Source organism: Nostoc sp. DedQUE08, assembly GCF_034530895.1.
Lineage (GTDB): Bacteria > Cyanobacteriota > Cyanobacteriia > Cyanobacteriales > Nostocaceae > Nostoc.
This window is the reverse complement of sequence record NZ_JAVRCD010000020.1, coordinates 97,694-116,767: the sequence shown is the minus strand read 5'-3', so window position 1 is coordinate 116,767 and position 19,074 is coordinate 97,694. Positions and strand designations below refer to the sequence as shown.

Sequence of the window (19,074 nt, the reverse complement as noted above, 5' to 3'; positions counted from 1 at the left end):
CATTGGGTGGGATTTTGAGATGGGAATTAATCCCTTGTAGAATTTTCTCAAGATCCCTGTAACCCTGTTGATATATAAATTAAAACTGCAACAGAAAAACTTTGGATGCCAAATTGCCAAAAGCACTCAACACAATAGATTCTTGGCATTTGTAATTTTTGCTTTCCGGTTGGGGAAAGGTTAAAAGGGAAGGGAAAATTCCATACCTTTACCCTTTACCCCTTACCCTTTTCCCCACGATGCCATAAACGCTATATATATTAGGAGGATCGGCTAGATTTGCAATCATACTTTGTATGGTAGTTCTGCACCCACTTTCAGATTTCATCGACTGCGATTTTGCGATCGCTGACTCATCTTGTAGCTATTGGTACGAAGGGCGTTGTCCGCAAAGTGGCGATTGCCTAAAATTACCCCGCACTTCAATGTCCGAAGCGATCGCCCACGGACTAATGCAACATCTTACCAACAATGACTGTTATTCTCGTGAAGGGAAGATGTATGGAATCCTATTGGTTGAACTGCCTAATGGCGAACAACGGGTACTAAAAGCCTTTTCTGGTCTTTTAAATGGTTGCAGTATGATTGAGGGCTGGGTGCCGCCAATTCCGGGACGAGATGAAGTTGCTTTCGAGGAAAGCCGTACTTTGGCTGAGTTGGAAGCGATTAAGCAAGAAATTATTACCTTGAAGCAACTAACCGAACGCCAGCAGTATGAAATCTTGTTTAATGACTTTGAGCAGCAGTTACAAGCAATGAGCGATCGCCATCGCTATTGCAAACATCAACGACAGGAAAAACGTCAGCAAATCTGCAATACACTCACTGCCGAAGCACTTACCATTGCCCTTGAACAACTCGATGAAGAGAGCCGTCAACAGGGAATTGAGCGACGACAACTTAAACGCCAGCAAAATGCTGTATTACAGCCTCTCCAGCAATTAATTGCAGCGGCGGATGCGCGAATTAGCGAACTGAAACAACGGCGGAAAGCACTTTCTTGTCAATTGCAAGCTCAAATGCACGCTAGCTACAGCCTGACTAATTTTTCCGGGCGATCGCAATCATTGCAAGAATTGATGCCAGGAGGTTCTCCCACTGGCACAGGAGACTGTTGTGCCCCAAAGCTGCTTCATTATGCGGCAACACATAATCTCAAACCCCTAGCAATGGCAGAATTTTGGTGGGGTGCGTCTTCCGCAAATCAAGATAAAATTCCAGGAGAGTTTTATAGAGCCTGTGCCGAGCGATGTCAGCCATTGATGGGGTTTTTGCTCTCAGGCTTGAAACCTTCCCTCCCTGCTAGGGAAAAAAGAAGCCTCTCTCCTGATAGGCTACGGTGTATACACAAGTCTTTCTCACCCCCTCTAACTCCCCGATGCCTTGGGGGAGAACTGGAAACCGGATATTTCCCCCCTTTGCAAGGGCTACAGTCTACACACAAGTCTGAAATAGCTTATTCATCTGGGTTTTTGCGTCACTTTTACCCCACCCTAACCCTCCCCTTGCAAAGGGGAGGGAACCGGATCTTTAATCTCCCCCCTTTGCAAGGGGGGATTAAGGGGGGTAAATCCGAGGTTTGCGCTTCATTACCAAGATGTGTGTACACAGAGGTAACTTTACCGATTATTTATGAAGATGAATGGCTGATTGCTGTCAACAAACCTGCTGGATTACTTTCGGTACCCGGTCGTTATCGCGATCGCCAAGATAGTGTTTTGAGTCGCTTACGTCATTTGTTACCTGATGGTATGGCGCTTATATCTGTGCATCGCCTAGATCAGGAAACTTCCGGGATTTTGTTGTTGGCACGCGATCGCCAAACCCATCGGCAACTCAGCCAGCAGTTTCAGCTACGCCAGGTTCACAAGGTTTATGAAGCCATACTTTCCGGTGTTTTGACAATTGAGCAAGGTAAAATTGAACTGCCATTATGGGGAGATCCTGAAAATCGCCCCTATCAAAAAGTTGATTGGCAGCACGGTAAACCCAGCTTGACACACTTCCAAATAATGGCGAGAGAAGGAGACTACACCCGCGTAGAATTTACGCCACTAACAGGACGCACTCATCAGTTAAGGGTTCATGCGGCTGATGCGCGAGGACTTGGGATAACTATTTTAGGCGATCGCCTTTATGGATGCCGTGCAGCTACCAGTCGTTTACATCTGCACGCCAGAGAGCTTCGGTTCAAGCATCCGCAGTTAGGAAAAACCCTGCATTTACAAGCAATTACGCCATTTTGATAGAATATCTCATCGGCGATGACTAATTATTTGGCCACACGTCTAAAAAAATATTCTAAGCTAAATTAAAGGGTACACAAGTGTAAATACTAGGTTTCATGTCCTTAACAGTTCTAGGATTATTGGTATTAGTAGCCGGACTTATTGCTGCATTAGTACAAGCATTAATTGCAGAGTCTCAGGTGAGGGAGAAGTTACGTAGGTATGATACATTAGCTGACAAAGAAGGGTATCAACGGCAGTTGGAATCAAATATTGATTTACTAGAAAATAAACAGGTATCTCTTAATACCAAAATCATAAATCTTCAGCAGCAATTTTCTGAACTTGATGCAAAAGTCTATCTTCAATCTATAGATTATTATGAGCCAAAGTATGAGTTTATCAGTTCTGAAGATTACATTATTAGGCTAAAGAATATCAAGTTACAACAGGAAAATATGGTAAAAAATAACCAAGCCTATATTTGTGATACTCAATGGACAGTTGGTGATAGTAAAAGAAAAGGTGATAAAATGATAAACGACATTCTCAAATTGGTTGAGCTTGCGTTTGAAGAACGATGTAAGTATGCGGTAAAAGAAGTTAGATATAACAATGTTGACTCTTTAAAAAAGAGAATAAATAATACATTTAATAAATACAATAAGTGTTTAAAAACTTTAAATTTTAACATATCAGAAAAATATTTGCAATTGAAATTAGTTGAGTTAGATTTACAGTACGAGCTAGAAGATAAAAAACAGCAAGAGCGCGAGAGAGAGCTAGAAGATAAAAAGCAAAACAAAGAACGTGAATCAATTGACAAGGCAAGACAGAAAGCTGAAGAAGCTGAAGAAAGAGAAATACTTCACCAACAAGAGCTTGATAAAGTTAGACAAGAAATAGAACTGACTGAAGGCGAAAAGCGACAACAACTATATTTGAAAATTCAGGAACTAGAACGGCAAGTTGCTGAAGATCGCAGTGATAAAGAAAATGCTCTTTCTGAATCTAGAAGACTCAAATCGGGATACATCTATATAATTTCTAATATAGGCTCTCTTGAACGGGATGTATATCGAATATGTAGAACCGTTCGTAATAGAGAAGATGAATATATTAGGGACATGAACCCCGCAGTTCCATTTCAATTTGATGTTCACTTCAAAATATTCTCTGAAGATTCTTTTGATACATTGCAGCGCTTGCACCAACGTTTTGATGATAAAAAAGTGAATACAGTGAACCCAAAGAGAGATTTTTTCAAAGTTTCAATGAATGAGATTGAGCAAGCTGTCAAAGAAATTCAGAAAGCAACTGGCGTTTTGAGGATTGATGTATTTGAACCAGCGCCTCAAGCATACGAATATCGCCAAACTCTTGCAGCACGCAAAAAGCATCAACACCTCACCATCGACAATTCATCTTTAGAGGAAGATGAAATAGCATAAGTGATGAATAAATTAGACAAAAATTTACAATGTATCAGTCTAGAGAGAACAAACAATTCTAAAACCAATATGGTTAGACATCTCACTCGCATTTTTTTGTAAGCGGGAACTTGATCGGCACAGGTGCGGGTCGTTGCGCCATGATCCACCGCGCATTACACGAGTTTGATTATCACTGCTATCCCACCAAGTATCTCCATTATTTGGTGCATTATTATAATTCTCATGCCAATGGTCTAAGCACCACTCCCAAACATTACCATGCATATCAAATAGTCCAAAAAAATTAGCAATCTGCAAACTACCCACAGGAATAGTTATTTCACGATAAATTCCTTTTCTTTCTGACCGATAAGAGTAACGACCATCATAATTAGCTAGAGCGGAAGTAATAGTTTCCCTAAAATGAAAAGGAGTAGTGGTTCCAGAACGACAGGCATATTCCCACTCTGCTTCGCTAGGAAGACGATACTGTTTGCCTGTTTTTTCAGATAAGCGATCGCAAAATTCAACAGCATCAAACCAAGAAACTTGGGTAATAGGATGACTTTTGCCTCCGTTGCGCGACGGACGAAGTTTAAGGGTTTGACGAACTTCTTGCAAAGAAGCAACTTCTCTCCACTGTACTTGTGTAATCGCGTACTTGCTTATCAAAAATGGTTTAATTGTTACTTTATGTTGAGGTCTTTCATTGGAGTATCGCTTTCCTTCAGATTCTGGCGAACCCATCCAAAATTCTCCGCCTGGTATATAAACCATTTCTAAATTTACCCCGTTACCAAGGTCTTCAGTTAAGTAGTAGTTTTGTCTTTGACTACGTTTAATCTCTTTGCCTTGGGCATCTACCATTACAACTGTAAATTCAAAAGGCTGAGTTCCCAGAATTGGTGGAACAAGCAACTTTGTATCTTGTTCTTCCTCCAAGATTTCCCCACTTTGGTTAGGAGTAGAAATAATACTAATTGCTTGAGTACTCTTACGTTCAATAAAATCGCTATTCCGTTGTTGAAATTCTAAAGTGGAAATCTCTGCAATAATAGCATTTAGTTTTTGCCTAGTCTCCAAACCACTAAATTCGCTATCTGCAAGCATCCTAATAAATACCAATAATTGGTCTTGTCCTTCAGAGAATACGAGTTCAATCAATTCTGTAAAAAAGACTATATTACTTTTCTCGAAAGAGTTGATTCTAGTATTCAAATGATCAAATCCCGTAACCATCAAGAGAGCCTTACGCTCTCCAATCTGTAGAGTAGCTGGCATCTTGACTAGCAACTGTAACAATTGGGATTTGATACTCATACATCATAGAACCTTAGATACTTGTAGGATTTCTCTAAAGCGAGGTATTCCTTGCTGCCTTAAGCAAGTTTACAAGCTCTAAGGGTAAATCGGCTAAGATGCTCTCTATCTGTATCCCCTCGTTTCTAAAGTAACGCTGCTGAGTTGTTGGTTCAGGGATATTACCCCCAGCATGGTGTAGAGCAACAATCTGCCAACCATCATTAAAAACTGGAGAACCAGAGGAGCCTTGTAAAGTAGAGGTTATATACTGCACCACATTACCACCCACGTATTGAACAAAATTATTCTGAAGCGAAATCTGCTTAGGTTGTCCTGATGGGTGCTGAATTATATTAACTCGGCTACCAATACTAATAGCTTTAGATGTAAGTGGCAACCAACCCCATTTTTTTCCAGGTTCTCCTCCAAGTTGAACTAAAGTGTAATCAAGAGCTTGGTTGGTATGAAAAGCTCCATTGGGTTTAGGGCGATACTCATCAGTTTGTTGAGCTTCTCCCTGAAAATTCTCTTCGTAATTAAAACGAAAAATTGTATCTGCCAGTAGATTTGAGCTAGGCAGAACATGATTGTTAGTCAACAATAAATCTTGAGCCACAAGAAATCCGGTTCCTGACCAGCGTTCTTGGCTAGTTATTACCCCAATATAGGCAACTGATCGCGCTACCTGAAGTCCCTGCTGTAAAAATGAGATTGGGCGTAGAGTATTCTCACCAATTATTTTCTCTAATACATCTGAAGTCGTTTTCCCTCCTCGCCACTCATTGATAGCAGGTAATCTTGCGATCGGGGTCATCATGTCATACTTAGTCAGCAGCATATCCAAAAACTCTTGCTGCTGGACTCCCATAAGGCTTTTCAAAGTATTCAATAACTGCCCCAGCGCCTCATCGTCATAGGTTAAACGCCCGTAATTAGATAGATAGCTAACGATCTCACTAACCGCCACAAATGAAGCACCCGAAAGATTGATCATGGGTATTAACTGTTTCAGACCTGCTAGCTCCAAAATTTGCTGACGCGATCGCTCTGTAGCCAGTTCTGGTAAATCTTTTAGGAGAGTTATTAATTGTTTGCGGTCTTCAGCTTCGAGATTGACCATATTTCCTTTTTGGCATTGTGGACGAACGATACATATCTAGATGATATGGACAATTCCGCCTTTCGGCGTTGCTCCCATCCAGAACTATGATCAATCGACTTGCTTTTTAAATTTGTATGTGATAATTTCTGCTTGTAGTTAATTCAACGGTTATCCGACCGACTTATAGTACTTACAGAAATTAATATAGCTGCTAAGGGGCTTCCTAATAAAAATATCCAACTACAAATGATTGTGGGACACCCCACGAAATTGGATGATTTATTTCTTGGCAATCCCTAAATGAGAGGTAAAGACGAGAGTGCTGGAGTTGACTTCTAGACTCTCATTCTTATCTTCTCCTTTTAGAAAAGGAGCAGGGGAGCAGCACTTCGGCTCCTTTCGACTTCGCTCAAGGCAAGTCGCTCTGTTACCGGGGAGCAGAGGAGCAGGGGGAAAGAGGCTGTGTAGCAAATGCTATAAACCCTTTAAATTATTTACTGTCATAGCTGGCGATCGCAAATCTAAAATTTAAAATTGTATGACTAAAGTATTCATTCTTGATGCCAACAAACAACCGTTATATCCAGTACGCATCAGCCATGCTAGGCTGCTATTGTCACAAGGTAAAGCTACTGTATTTCAGCGATATCCTTTTACTATCATTCTGAAGGAGTCCCTTTCTCATCTAAAACTTGAGCAACTTGGCTTCAAGATTCATCCTGGTATTAAAATAAATCGTAATTAAATTACCAATTACGAATTACGAATTACGAATTAGTTAATCTTAGTCGCCTCCTCAACAGAGGAATATAGATGACGAACCAGACTATTTTAGAACCGTTACCAGAAGACCAATGGTTTATTGAGAGCCAGGAACTACGATCCTTTGTCGCAACAGTGCAAGAGATTAGCGCTAGCACTGTTGACGATCGCACACAAACTCTCGCTAGATTAGAACCCTATTTTCAAGAACTCCTTGCCCAACAGCAATGGCTACCCCAAAAGTTTGTTCAAGTCAATCCCGAAAGCCTGATGGGTGGCGGTATTGGTCAATGGCTGCTTTATCGCGCTAAAGATCGTTCGCTGTCGGTATTCAGTTTGGTAATTCCCCCAGGTTCAACAACTCCCGTCCACGATCATTTAGCCTGGGGATTGATTGGTTTATACAAGGGTAATCAAGAAGAAACAGTCTATCGCCGTGTAGATAACAGTGATGTAGAAGGGCACGCACAATTACAAGTAACTGAAGTGCGTAGCCTTCAACCAGGGGATATCTACCGCCTCTTACCACCAGATGGTGATATCCACGCCGTCAAAACCACATCCCAGAGCGCATCTGTATCCATCCATATTTTAGGTAATGATACTGGTTGTATTTTGCGTCACCAGTTCATCCCAGAATCTCACAGCGTCAAATCCTTTCGCTCTGGATATTCCAACGCTCCCTGTAAAGAAGAGGAGGAAAAATAACATGGCCAATTATATTAGACCAAAACCCCCAGTTTTCGAGCGAGTTGAAGACGAACGCCTCCACCGCAAGCAACGTCTCGCCGCCGCCTTTCGCCTGTTTGGTAAGTTTGGCTTCAGTGAGGGAATCGCAGGCCATATTACGGCTCGCGATCCTGAGTTTACAGACCATTTCTGGGTCAATCCATTCGGGGCATACTTTGGTCATATCCGAGTTTCTGACCTGATTCTAGTTAACAAAGAAGGTGAAGTGGTTAAAGGCGATGCTGAGGTAAACCAAGCTGCTTTCGCCATCCATTCTCAGATTCATGAAGCTCGACCTGATGTCATCGCCGCGGCTCACGCCCATTCACTTTATGGTAAAGCCTGGTCTAGTTTGGGGCGTCTTCTTGACCCCTTGACTCAAGATTCTTGTGCTTTTTACGAAGACCATGCATTGTTTGACGATTTTACAGGTGTTGTTTTAGAAACTTCTGAAGGTCAGCGATTGGCGCAAGCCTTGGGGCCAAAGAAAGCCATAATCCTACGTAACCATAGCATTTTAACTGTGGGACATACAGTCGATGAAGCTGCCTTTTGGTACATTAGCTTAGAGCGATCGTGCCAAGGCCAACTGCTGGCAGAGGCTGCGGGTAGACCCACTACTATCAAACACGAAACAGCCCGTTTAACACAAACTCAAGTAGGGTCACATGTAAGTGGGTGGTTCAGTTTCCAGCCGCTTTACGATCGGATTGTGCGCGAAGAACCCGATTTACTAAATTAGTGCTGTGTTTTTCGGCATTGGGATATTAACAATTCAAAATTCCAAATTCCAAATTCAAAATTATTCGCGCCGCATCTCGTAGAGAAGAGAGTTACATAAGGAGATTTAAACCCCGACTGTAGCTTACTTAAGAGCAGGGTAACTGAACTGAGCGGAGTAGTTCCGACTCCGCCTCCCAGTTATTTATTGTCAATTGAAGCTAAATTTATTTATATACCCCGGTAAACCTATAAGTTTATAGTATTCATATAGCTCAGAGAAATCATTTTGATGATTAACCAAATCTTTCGCCGTTTTATTGCCAAGTGGATATCGTTGATAAAATTCAGGAATATCCCCTTTAACAACCAGCATAAATTATTCTTTTCTTCTCCTTTGCCAACAGTAGGGGCTTTTGTTACAGGTCTTTGTCTGAGCTTGCTATTTGCTGCTTGTTCATCGACACCGACTGTTAATGTCCCTAATGCCAGTGCCACATCTCAGGGTAATTCTACTTCCAGTAAAGCAACAGTAGTCAGATTTGGTTATCAAAAATCGACCATTTTGCTGAGAACTAAGGGTGTTTTAGAAAAGCGTTTAGCGCCAGAAGGAATAACTGTAAAGTGGACTGAATTTCAAGCGGGGCCACAATTACTAGAAGCGATGAATGTAGGTAGTATTGACATTGGGCCTGTGGGAGAATCACCGCCAATATTTGCCCAAGCTGCGGGAGCATCACTAACTTATGTTGTTGGTACTGCTGCTAGTCCGGCTGGTTCAGCAATTCTTGTTCCTCAAAATTCGCAAATTCAAAAAGTTACTGACTTGAAGGGCAAAAGAGTTGCCTTTCAAAAAGGTTCTAGTGCCCATTTATTGTTAGTCCTAGCTTTAGAAAAAGCCGGATTAAAATATACAGATATTGAACCTAAATATTTGGCTCCGGCTGATGCTCGTGCTGCATTTGTGAAAGGGAGTGTAGATGCTTGGGTAATTTGGGACCCATTTTATGCAGCCGCTGAAGAGGCAACTAAAGCTAGAGTCCTGATTGATGGCACAGGAATTAATAAACAGGGAGGATATTATTTGATGAGTCGCAAATTTGTCACTGAAAATACCCAAACTGTCAAGGCAATAGTAGAGGAAATTAAAAATCTCGAAGAATGGTCTAAACAGAATCGAGAAGAAGTAGCAAAAACTCTCGCACCTGTGTTAGGAATTGATTTAGAAACGATGAAAAAAGCAACTAATAGGCGGACTTTTGGGATTGTACCAATTGACGACAATTTGATAAATCTACAACAAGGTGTTGCAGATACATATTACAAATTGAAGTTAATTCCCAAAGAAATAAATGTGAAGGATGCAATGTTGACAAAAGAAGAATATGCTGCTTTCTCACCAAAAACATAAACTAGTACAATGAATCGGCTGTAGGGGTATACAGATGTATGCACCTACAGATGAAATTGGTATTAGTAGCAAATTTGAAAATGTAAATCTTGGAATTGATTATGACTAATCCTACAGAATTACTGCGATCGCGCTACGGTGAAATTCCCTTCAACCCCGAAATTGCATGGAATGATTCGCTAACAGCACTATTATCTCACCGTTCAATTCGGTCTTATCTAGCCGATCCTTTACCACCGGGAACTCTGGAATTACTAATTGCAGCCGCCCAGTCTGCATCTACTTCCTCGAATTTGCAAACCTGGAGTGTGGTAGCAGTCGAAGATCGACTACGCAAAGAGGAGTTATCCAAGCTAGCGGGAAACCAAGCACATATTAAGCAGGTTCCTTTATTCTTGGTTTGGTTAGCAGATTTGGCGCGTCTAAGTCACGTTGCTGACAGTCGCGGCATATCTCATGATGCGCTGGAATATTTGGAAATGTTTGTGATGGCAACAATCGATGCAACGTTGGCGGCGCAAAATGCCGCAGTTGCAGCTGAGTCACTTGGTTTAGGAACAGTCTATATCGGTGGAATCAGGAACCACCCGCAAGAGGTAGCAGAGATATTGAATTTGCCTTCCTCTGTGTATGCTGTCTTTGGGCTGTGTGTGGGCTATCCGAATCCGGAAGTTGAAGCGGCGATTAAGCCAAGGTTGCCCCAGTCAGCTGTGCTGCATCGTGAAACCTATAAATTGGCAGAGCAAGAAGAAGCGATCGCTCATTACAACGACATCATCAAAGAATTCTATACTGAACAAAAGATGAATGTTCCTGGCGATTGGTCAGAACACTCAGCCCAGCGCATCGCCACTGTAGAATCATTGAGAGGACGCGATCGCTTGCGTGAAGCTCTCAATAACCTTGGCTTTAAATTGTTGTAAACAAGAAGAATCAAGATTATGGATTTGCAACTCCGTGGCAAAGTCGCCTTAGTAACAGCTGCTAGTAAAGGTTTGGGCAAAGCTACAGCGAGGCAATTTGCCCGTGAGGGTGCAAAAGTTGCCATCTGCGCCCGCAGTGAGTTAATTCACAAAACTGCTGCGGAGATTGAAAGCGAAACAGGTACAGAAGTGCTATCTCTGCGTGCGGACGTTACTAGTCAAAAAGATATTGAACGCGTAAGGGAATTCCAGAAAATAAAATATACAAATCATAAATATGCATCCTGTATATCTTGAAGAGCCTGGGTTCATTACTAGTCAAGTTGAATACACTTCCGGCCGGCTTCTGCTGCTGCTTGGGGGTATAGTACAGTCTTTGTTCACCAAATACTGCGCCATCAGCACTAACTAACCGAAACTCCCAGAAATATCTCTGTGTGTTAAACACAACTAAAGTAAAGCTTTGAATGCTAACCACAGAGTAAATTTTGATGATAGACACAATGGTATTTAATCTATCTCTTTCAAGATGTTATGTGATGGGCTGATTTATTTGGTTAAGAGAATTACAACATTTTTAACAGAAGCAAAGTTAGTGATGATTAATAGTATTGCTCCTCTGATTGAATAATAAATGTTAAAAGATGAGTTTATTTAAAAACTAGACGTAAGTTAACGTGGGGAATTACCAATGATGATGTAATCGCACAAGGAAGTACCAAAAGCAAAAACGTTGTTAGGGTTGTTTGCTGTAATTGTAGGTAATTGCTCAACTCACAGGTTGCAAAATTTTTCTCCCACCAGTCCAGCATTGCTTGTCACCTTTAGCACCCGATTTCTCTTACTGTACCGTATAGGTGTGCTGTTACTTAAATCCTTTGCTAGTAAGCTTTTCAAGACTTAACGGGAAAAGCCAGGTTGATAAACTGCTTCATAGCCATCTACCATTTTTGGCACACTAAAACAATTCTCGACATGCTTACGACAAGCATAACGATCTAGTTCTGCCACTTTGTTAACGGCATTAACACATTCAGAAATGCTGTTACATATGAAGCCAGTTTTTCCGTGGACAATTACTTCGGGAACTGAACCCAAATTCATGGCGATGACTGGTGTTCCTGCTGCCATTGATTCTGTCATTACCAAACCAAATGGTTCTCGCCAAGTAATCGTAAATAAAGTTGCTACTGCACCCCCCATCAAAGCATTCTTTTGAACATGGTTAGCTTCACCCAAATACTGAATTTGCTGACCATCAATTAAGGGTTGAATTTCTCGCTCAAAATACTCCACATCAACGACATCCACCTTACCTGCCATCTTTAAACGCCAACCAGCCTCTTTTGCAATCTGTATTGCTAAGTGCGTTCCCTTTTCTGCTGCAATTCTTCCCAAAAAAGCCAGATAAGGTGGTTCGTCCGGCTGAGGATGAAACTTATGACTACTGATATCAATACCATTGTAGACAGTTGCTACATAATTCAACCCTAACCTAGATTCACGTTGGGAATTGGAAATACTTACATAGGGCTGGTTTTTGGCATATTGAAACATCTTTTCGTTATCAGGGGTAAAGATACCATGTAATGTGGTAACTGTCGGTGTCTTTACTAAATTCGCATAGGGCAACGCACTACAGCCTATATGTGAATGAATTATGTCAAAGGTTTCTGCTTGCTCATATACCAAAGCCAGTTCCAACATTTCATAGATGTTACACTCTTTGATGCTTGAATCTAGTCTCAAAGCATAAGGATGAACTGATTGCAGCTTTGCCAAAGTTATTGAATCTCCCGATGCAAATAGCGTTACTTCATGCCCTCGCCTAACTAATTCATCGGTCAATAAGCCTACAACTAATTCTGTTCCACCATAACCAAGAGGTGGAACTCTCTCCCAAAGAGGAGCAATTTGAGCAATCCGCATAGAAACTCCTAAAAACTTAAGACTAGAATTTCAAGAAGGTCTTTCTTTTAAAAAGGGTTTTAAAGTAACTCAGTCCATTACTAGTCAAGTTGAATACACTTCCGGCCGGCTTCTGCTGCTGCTTGGGGGGTATAGTACAGTCTTTGTTCACCAAATACTGCGCCATCAGCACTAACTAACCGAAACTCCCAGAAATATCTCTGTGTGTTAAACACAACTAAAGTAAAGCTTTGAATGCTAACCACAGAGTAAATTTTGATGATAGACACAATGGTATTTAATCTATCTCTTTCAAGATGTTATGTGATGGGCTGATTTATTTGGTTAAGAGAATTACAACATTTTTAACAGAAGCAAAGTTAGTGATGATTAATACTCTCCGTGTCTTTTCTCCTGCCTTATGGTTTGAGTACAACTTTGATGGCATAGATATAGCAAAGCTGTCACCAGAGGCAAGATAGCCTGAAAGTACTGTGGTGAATGACTTTTAGATATTTCAGTTACCAACCAGCCAAGGGATTAACAAAGCTGTAACAGCCAGCCTACTCGATCTAGCAGGAGCAAGTCGTGAAATTGTTCAATACATCGCTGGGCCAATTGTCACTCAGCAGAACGGCTGGCAACAGTCAATTCCTACTTGGGTAGGAAAAGCGAATGCCTCCGGCACGCTACGCGAACGCAGTTGATAGATTAGATGCAGCTTTACAAGAGATAGGCAAGGGAGAAATAGGTAAACTCCCCCATCAAGGAAGCTTGACTAGCTAACGATGTCAACCTCCTCAATGGTGGGCGGCTAGGCAAAAAGCTCGGAAGTCTTCTCCATCAGCGCGGTGCCTTCAATTCATCGGCAGGCAGCCCGCAGGCGAGCCAATCAGGCTTACAGCATGGGAAGCACGCGGGGACGAGATCCGGTCGGGAAGGCTGCGTCGATTCGATCGAGTTCGGTTTGGGTCAGATTGAGTTCCCCGGCTCCCGCGTTTTCAGCGGCGTGTTCGGGGTTGGATGCTTTGGGGATTGCGAAGAGCGAGGAATGCCGCACCAGAAATCGGAGCGCGACTTGGCGAGGAGTGGCGTTATGGGCGACGGCGATTTCCTGTAGTACGCGACCTGCGGTTGTGCGCGAGCTGGGAAAATCCCCATGACCGAACGGGCTGTATGCGACTACGGCGACCCCATGCTTCTCACACCAGGGGATCACAGCGTGTTCGATCGCTCTCTCTCTCAAATGGTAAAGGACTTGATTGCAGACGAGAGAACCCTCGCCAGCGATCTTCTGGACTGCTTCAAGGTCAGGCACATCGAAGTTGCTCACGCCCCAGCAGAGAATCTTCCCCTCGTGCTGAAGCTGCTCGAAGGCAGCGATCGTCTCCTCCAGTGGGTGTGGACCGCGCCAGTGCAACAGATAAGAGTCCAGCCGATCGGTATGAAGTCGAGCGAGGGATTTCTCACAGGCTATGATCGTCCCTCTCCGAGAAGCATTTCCAGGAATAACCTTGGAAACCAGGAAAACCCGATCGCGTCGTCCAGCGATCGCCTCGGCGACCACCTCCTCGGCGCTGCCGTACATCTCTGCCGTATCGATGTGGGTCATGCCGAGATCGAGTCCTTGGCGCAAAGCGGCGATCGCAGAGGCGCGGTCACCGTTGTCGATGTACCAGGTTCCTTGACCGATCGCTGCCACCTCGCGCTGCGTGGAACCAAATCGATGCTGTTCCATAGCTGTTCTCCTGATTAACGCTCCGAGTCCTCACACTGTCTGACGTACCTGCCCTGCATGGCTGAACAGCTCGATCATTTCCCGGTTGAAGGCTGGGATGTCGTCTGGCTTGCGGCTCGACACGAGGTTGCTATCAACTACAACTTCCCGATCTAGCCACTGGGCACCTGCGTTCTGGAGATCGGTCTTGAGCGACGGCCACGAGGTGATCTGCCGTCCGCGCACCACATCTGCCTCGATCAGAGTCCAAGGTCCGTGGCAGATCACCGCTACCGGCTTGTCAGTATCGAAGAAGGACTTTATAAACTCGATCGCAGAGGCTTTAGTCCGAAGTTGATCTGGATTGGCAACACCACCGGGAAGCAGGAGGGCATCATAGTCGGCTGGATTTACTCGATCGAGGGGGACATCTACCGGGAAAAAATCCCCTTTGTCATAATGGTTCCAGCCCTGAACGCGATCGCTCTTAGGTGAAATGATGTGGGTTTGAGCACCTGCTGACTCAAGGGCAAGCTTTGGTTGAGCCATTTCAACTTGCTCAAAGCCATCTGTAACCAGAATGGCAACTTTCTTATTTGTGAGTTCTTCTGTCATCTCTACCTCCTAAAGTATTGGCTAGACTTGGTTTTTTCGTGTTCTTGTGGGGTTTTAGGCAGCCTGACCTGGCTTGAGCACGATCTTGATACAGTTGTCCTTCTTGTGCTTGAAAATTTCGTAGCCGTGCGGTGCTTGTTCTAGCGGCAGACGATGGGTGATTACAAAAGATGGGTCGATATCGCCATTTTGGACACGATCGAGTAACGGGCGCAAGTACCTATGAACGTGCGTTTGTCCCGTTTTAAATGTTAAGGCTTTGTTCATGGCAGCACCCATCGGTATCTTGTCTACAAAGCCGCCGTAAACACCAGGAATTGAAACAGTGCCACCTTTGCGACAGGCAACAATCACTTGCCTTAGGGCAGTGGGTCGGTCGGTTTCCATACGCACGGCTTGCTTTACCTGGTCGTAAAACGCATCAGGGCCCGTACCGTGGGCTTCCATTCCCACAGCATCCATGCAAGCATCGGGACCGCGCCCACCGGTCATATCTTTGAGGGCTTCACCAACATCAACTTCCTCATAGTTAAGGACTTCTGCCTTGCCGTCTTTCGCCATCTGTAGGCGTTCGGGAACTCGATCGATCGCAATGACGCGCTCGGCACCTAGCATATATGCACTTCTAATGGCAAACTGTCCGACTGGACCGCAGCCCCAGATCGCTACAGTATCTCCTGGCTGGATATCGCAGTTTTCCGCTGCCATGTAGCCAGTGGGGAAGATATCCGTCAGAAACAGGACTTGTTCGTCTGTTAGTCCATCAGGAATCTTGAATAAACCGACATCGGCAAAGGGAACGCGGGCATATTCAGCTTGACCTCCAGCATAGCCACCCATCATATGGGAGTAGCCGAAAAGACCAGATGGGGAATGACCCATCAGTTTTTCTGCGATCCAAGCGTTAGGGTTGGAGTTATCGCACAACGACCATAAATCTTTTTGACAAAAGAAACAGGAGCCGCAGGAAATGGTAAAGGGGACGACAACGCGATCGCCTATCTTCACATTCTTGACGGCACTACCTAGCTCGACGACCTCCCCCATGAATTCATGACCCAGGATGTCGCCCTTTTCCATCGTGGGGATGTAACCATCATAAAGATGTAAATCAGAACCGCAAATCGCCGTTGACGTGATTTTAACAATCGCATCACGCGGGTTAATGATTTTTGGATCGGGTACTGTATCAACTTGTACATCGTTAGCGCCGTGCCAGCAAACTGCTTTCATTGAGTTGTTCTCCTTTTTTATTTCGCACATTAGCCAGAGGCGAAGCGTTAGACGCAAAGGGTAAGAGATGACAAGCTTCTTTAGCGTCTTTGCACCTTGCCGCACCCCAAAATTTGCTTGAAATCAGGGTTTGAGTAAGACTTTGACGCAGTTGTCTTGTTTGTGTTTGAAAAGCTCAAAGCCGCGTGGTGCGTCTTCTAAACTGAGGCGATGTGAGAATACAGCAGATGGATCGACTTCGCCTTCGATGACGTGACCCAGCAACCGAGGCATATACTTTTGACCGTGCATTTGTCCCGTTTTGAGCGTCAAGGCTTTGTTCATGAAAGCGCCCATCGGCATCTTGTCCACGAAGCCAGCATAAACGCCCATGACCGACAGAGTGCCACCCTTGCGACAAGCCAGAATCATTTGCCGTAACACATGAGGGCGATCGGTTTCCAGCCGTACTGCCTGCTTCGCTTCATCGTAGAATCCTTCCAGCCCGATCCCATGAGCTTCCATGCCACAGGCATCAATGCAAGCATCGGGACCGCGCCCGCCTGTCATTTCTTTCAGGGCTTCGCCCGCATCGACTTCCTCATAATTGATCGTTTCCGCTTTCGCGAAGTCCTTAGCCAGTTGCAAGCGGTAGGGAAAGCGATCGATGCCAATCACGCGCTCGGCACCGAGTAGATAGGCACTGACCATAGCGAACTGTCCAACTGGGCCACAACCCCAGACTGCTACGGTGTCTCCAGGCTGAATATTACATAAATCTGCTCCCATGTAGCCGGTGGGAAAGGCATCAGTGATCGGCAGCAGTTTTTCATCGGGAATGTCTTGGGGAAGTTTAAGCGCGCCGAAATCAGCGAACGGCACGCGAACATATTCTGCATCGCCACCGGCATAGCCACCGAATAAATGGGAATAGCCATAAATTCCCGACGTACCAAAGCCAAACACCTTCTCCTGCATCCAAGCGTTGGGGTTGGAGTTATCGCATAGTGACCATAAATCTCGTTGGCAGAAGAAACACGAGCCGCAACCGACCATAGAAGAGACAGCCACGCGATCGCCCTTTTGCAATTTCTTGACTTCGCTACCAATTTCAACAACTTCCCCCATAAACTCGTGACCAAGAATGTCACCCGGTTGCATCGTCGGAATATAGCCATCGTAGAGGTGCAAGTCAGAACCACAAATGGTTGTTGATGTCACTTTAAGGATGGCATCGCGCGGGTTGAGAATTTTTGGATCGGGAACTGTTTCGACCCGCACATCATTAGCACCATGCCAGCAAGCTGCTTTCATAGTCATTAGTCCTTAGATCATTGGTTATTAGTCGTTAGTCTTCTCATTAGTCCTTAGTCATTTGTCGTTAGCTAATAAACAAAGGACAAGTAACTATTTCCCTCTTGGTTGTCCCTCTGTGGTGGCAATCTCGCCTGCTTCCATCATCATTTTTAAGCGGCGTAAATCATCTCCGATTTGCTGTTCTGGGTCTTCGCCAAATAATTTAGCGATGTCTGCGACGGGCTTCGCCAACGCAGCCCCAATCGCACCCCCAGGCGGGGTAAATTCTCGGACTGTTTTTACCTCAGTGCCACGATTCCCAGGTGCTGGCTTGAAGTGGACGCGACCAGAGGTTTCAATTGCTGCGCCTTCAACCGAAGTCCAGGCAATCAATTCGTTTTCTCGGTCTTCGGTAATGACTACATCCCACTCAACGCTTTCATTTAAGAATCCTTTGCTAATCCAGTGCGATCGCTTCTCGTCGTATAGCCTCACCTCTTTGAGATGCTTGATAAAGCGTGGCAAGTTATCAAAGTTACGCCAAAAGCGATAAAGTTCCTCTACTGGTTTGTTAATGGTTAAAGTCTTTTCAACGTTGATCCGTTGGTTCATGACTGTACTCATGACCATTACCTCTTGTGGTTGGTATATGTGTTTTAATTATCAAACTTGGGACAAATTGATTTGTCTTAACTCTTCTATTGCTTAGAGTTTTAGTTAAAAAAAAATTACTTTTACTCTTCCAATAGTCTTAGTTTTTCAATAAATTAATACTTCAAAAGTAGTAATTGGCAGTTACAATATTTGTATACAAAAACACTTAGTTAATTTACAAAACAGTTGCGTTTTCAGAAGCAGAAATGGTGTTAGGGACTTCCAGAAAATAAAATATACAGATAATAAAAATGATAATCATTGTTAGGGGGGTGGGAGAGGCTGCCAACGGCAGCCTCTCCCACCCCAAGTTGTAGTAAATTGAATGATGATTCGATTTTGGGATGTTTGAGGTGTCAATACAATAAACAGATTCATTGAAAAAGTTATTGAAGGAAACGCGCCTTATGGTATCTTTCTTCCAGAGCTTGACGAGCTATTTTTGTATTTCACAGAATCCAAAGTAACTAGCGATTTTATCGTTGACATTTTAGTGGATTTTTGGAAATCAGAAAGCTGGCGATTTTCGGAAATAAAAACTTTAGTTTTGATGATATTGATTTGGCAACTTGGGAAACTTCGATCGACTTGACTTTGTTGAGTGCGGTACGTCTGGTAAAATACGCTTTACCTCACTTACGCCAATCTACCGCACCAGCAATTCTGACCATCACCTCAACCTCAACTAAACAACCAGTCCAAAATCTGGTTTTATCTAATTCCATTCGATTAGCAGTGATTGGTTTAACGAAAACTCTCAGCCAAGAACTGGGTAGCGATAAAATTCGCGTTAACAGTATTCTTCCAGGCTGAACATATACAGAACGGGTAGAAGAATTAATCAATGCTCGCATTGCTAAAAGTGGTGAAACGAAAGAAGCAGAAATTGCTAGAATTAATGGAACAGTCCCTTTGAGTCGTATCGGGACACCAGAAGAGTTTGCCAATGTTGCGGTATTTCTGAGTTCACCAGCAGCCTCATTTGTGAACGGAGTCATGCTACAAGTAGATGGCGGAATTATTCAAAGCACATTTTGAGCGGCTCGATCAACCCCACCCCCG

18 protein-coding genes and 2 pseudogenes are annotated in these 19,074 nt (G+C 43.8%); 11 read left to right on the top strand and 9 right to left on the bottom strand.

Annotated features, from left to right (window positions below):
* The first annotated feature begins 296 nt into the window (after positions 1–296).
* Both RMY64_RS15840 and RMY64_RS15835 read left to right on the top strand, forming a co-directional pair.
* The gene (locus RMY64_RS15840; RefSeq protein ID WP_322700567.1) at positions 297–2,246 is read left to right on the top strand and encodes an RluA family pseudouridine synthase; all 1,950 of its coding nucleotides are present in this window, start codon (positions 297–299) and stop codon (positions 2,244–2,246) included.
* 98 nt (positions 2,247–2,344) lie between these two features.
* Positions 2,345–3,679 carry a DUF4041 domain-containing protein gene (locus RMY64_RS15835; RefSeq protein ID WP_322685555.1) on the top strand — a complete coding sequence of 445 codons (1,335 nt, stop codon included), beginning with the start codon at positions 2,345–2,347 and terminating at the stop codon, positions 3,677–3,679.
* A 39-nt stretch (positions 3,680–3,718) separates the two neighbouring features.
* Here the strand turns inward: RMY64_RS15835 and RMY64_RS15830 are convergent, their stop codons facing one another.
* Both RMY64_RS15830 and RMY64_RS15825 read right to left on the bottom strand, forming a co-directional pair.
* Entirely contained in the window at positions 3,719–4,981 is a 1,263-nt protein-coding gene (locus RMY64_RS15830; RefSeq protein WP_322700566.1) for a formylglycine-generating enzyme family protein, read from the bottom strand.
* A 34-nt stretch (positions 4,982–5,015) separates the two neighbouring features.
* Positions 5,016–6,083, bottom strand: a complete 1,068-nt coding sequence (locus RMY64_RS15825; RefSeq protein WP_322685553.1) for a trypsin-like peptidase domain-containing protein — start codon at positions 6,081–6,083, stop codon at positions 5,016–5,018.
* 520 nt (positions 6,084–6,603) lie between these two features.
* On the opposite strand from RMY64_RS15825, the gene RMY64_RS15820 reads away from it, so the two are divergent.
* The 6 genes from RMY64_RS15820 to RMY64_RS15795 all read left to right on the top strand — a co-directional run bounded on the left by RMY64_RS15820 (position 6,604) and on the right by RMY64_RS15795 (position 10,907).
* A complete protein-coding gene (locus RMY64_RS15820) occupies positions 6,604–6,810 on the top strand; it encodes an RRXRR domain-containing protein (protein WP_322666382.1) in 207 nt (68 codons plus the stop codon).
* Positions 6,811–6,878: 68 nt separating this feature from the next.
* Positions 6,879–7,535, top strand: coding sequence for a cysteine dioxygenase family protein (locus RMY64_RS15815; RefSeq protein ID WP_322700565.1), 657 nt, complete (start codon positions 6,879–6,881; stop codon positions 7,533–7,535).
* Between the two features lies 1 nt (position 7,536).
* Positions 7,537–8,298, top strand: a complete 762-nt coding sequence (locus RMY64_RS15810; RefSeq protein WP_322695135.1) for a class II aldolase/adducin family protein — start codon at positions 7,537–7,539, stop codon at positions 8,296–8,298.
* Between the two features lie 270 nt (positions 8,299–8,568).
* Positions 8,569–9,687, top strand: coding sequence for a sulfonate ABC transporter substrate-binding protein (locus RMY64_RS15805; RefSeq protein WP_322700564.1), 1,119 nt, complete (start codon positions 8,569–8,571; stop codon positions 9,685–9,687).
* 101 nt (positions 9,688–9,788) lie between these two features.
* On the top strand, positions 9,789–10,610 hold the full coding sequence (locus RMY64_RS15800; protein ID WP_322700563.1) for an NADPH-dependent oxidoreductase: 822 nt from the start codon (positions 9,789–9,791) through the stop codon (positions 10,608–10,610).
* 18 nt (positions 10,611–10,628) lie between these two features.
* Positions 10,629–10,907 (top strand): SDR family NAD(P)-dependent oxidoreductase, encoded by a 279-nt coding sequence (locus RMY64_RS15795; RefSeq protein WP_322671941.1) that lies wholly within the window; start codon positions 10,629–10,631, stop codon positions 10,905–10,907.
* A 603-nt stretch (positions 10,908–11,510) separates the two neighbouring features.
* On the opposite strand, the gene RMY64_RS15790 is transcribed toward RMY64_RS15795, so the two are convergent.
* Both RMY64_RS15790 and RMY64_RS15785 read right to left on the bottom strand, forming a co-directional pair.
* Positions 11,511–12,539, bottom strand: a complete 1,029-nt coding sequence (locus tag RMY64_RS15790; protein ID WP_322671939.1) for a glycosyltransferase family 4 protein — start codon at positions 12,537–12,539, stop codon at positions 11,511–11,513.
* Positions 12,540–12,619: 80 nt separating this feature from the next.
* Positions 12,620–12,808: a hypothetical protein gene (locus RMY64_RS15785; protein WP_322700562.1), complete on the bottom strand. Its 189-nt coding sequence runs from the start codon at positions 12,806–12,808 to the stop codon at positions 12,620–12,622.
* A gap of 51 nt (positions 12,809–12,859) precedes the next feature.
* Here RMY64_RS15785 and RMY64_RS15780 point away from each other — a divergent pair, with 51 nt between their 5' ends.
* Complete coding sequence (locus tag RMY64_RS15780) at positions 12,860–13,000, top strand: hypothetical protein (protein ID WP_322671937.1); 141 nt, start codon at positions 12,860–12,862, stop codon at positions 12,998–13,000.
* Positions 13,001–13,416: 416 nt separating this feature from the next.
* On the opposite strand, the gene RMY64_RS15775 is transcribed toward RMY64_RS15780, so the two are convergent.
* From RMY64_RS15775 to RMY64_RS15755, 5 genes are all read right to left on the bottom strand, one after another.
* On the bottom strand, positions 13,417–14,256 hold the full coding sequence (locus tag RMY64_RS15775) for an aldo/keto reductase (RefSeq protein WP_322700561.1): 840 nt from the start codon (positions 14,254–14,256) through the stop codon (positions 13,417–13,419).
* 30 nt (positions 14,257–14,286) lie between these two features.
* Positions 14,287–14,850: a type 1 glutamine amidotransferase domain-containing protein gene (locus RMY64_RS15770; RefSeq protein ID WP_322700560.1), complete on the bottom strand. Its 564-nt coding sequence runs from the start codon at positions 14,848–14,850 to the stop codon at positions 14,287–14,289.
* Positions 14,851–14,904: 54 nt separating this feature from the next.
* A complete protein-coding gene (locus RMY64_RS15765) occupies positions 14,905–16,083 on the bottom strand; it encodes a zinc-dependent alcohol dehydrogenase (RefSeq protein WP_322700559.1) in 1,179 nt (392 codons plus the stop codon).
* Positions 16,084–16,206: 123 nt separating this feature from the next.
* Entirely contained in the window at positions 16,207–17,376 is a 1,170-nt protein-coding gene (locus RMY64_RS15760) for a zinc-dependent alcohol dehydrogenase (RefSeq protein ID WP_322671933.1), read from the bottom strand.
* A 93-nt stretch (positions 17,377–17,469) separates the two neighbouring features.
* Positions 17,470–17,982 (bottom strand): SRPBCC family protein, encoded by a 513-nt coding sequence (locus tag RMY64_RS15755; RefSeq protein ID WP_322671932.1) that lies wholly within the window; start codon positions 17,980–17,982, stop codon positions 17,470–17,472.
* 433 nt (positions 17,983–18,415) lie between these two features.
* On the opposite strand from RMY64_RS15755, the pseudogene RMY64_RS15750 reads away from it, so the two are divergent.
* Together RMY64_RS15750 and RMY64_RS15745 are read left to right on the top strand one after the other, a co-directional pair.
* Positions 18,416–18,562, top strand: a pseudogene (locus RMY64_RS15750) (ISAzo13-like element transposase-related protein); the annotation flags it as partial.
* Positions 18,514–19,050 (top strand): annotated as a pseudogene (locus RMY64_RS15745) (SDR family oxidoreductase). The pseudogenes RMY64_RS15750 and RMY64_RS15745, both read left to right, overlap by 49 nt.
* Positions 19,051–19,074: the final 24 nt, after the last annotated feature.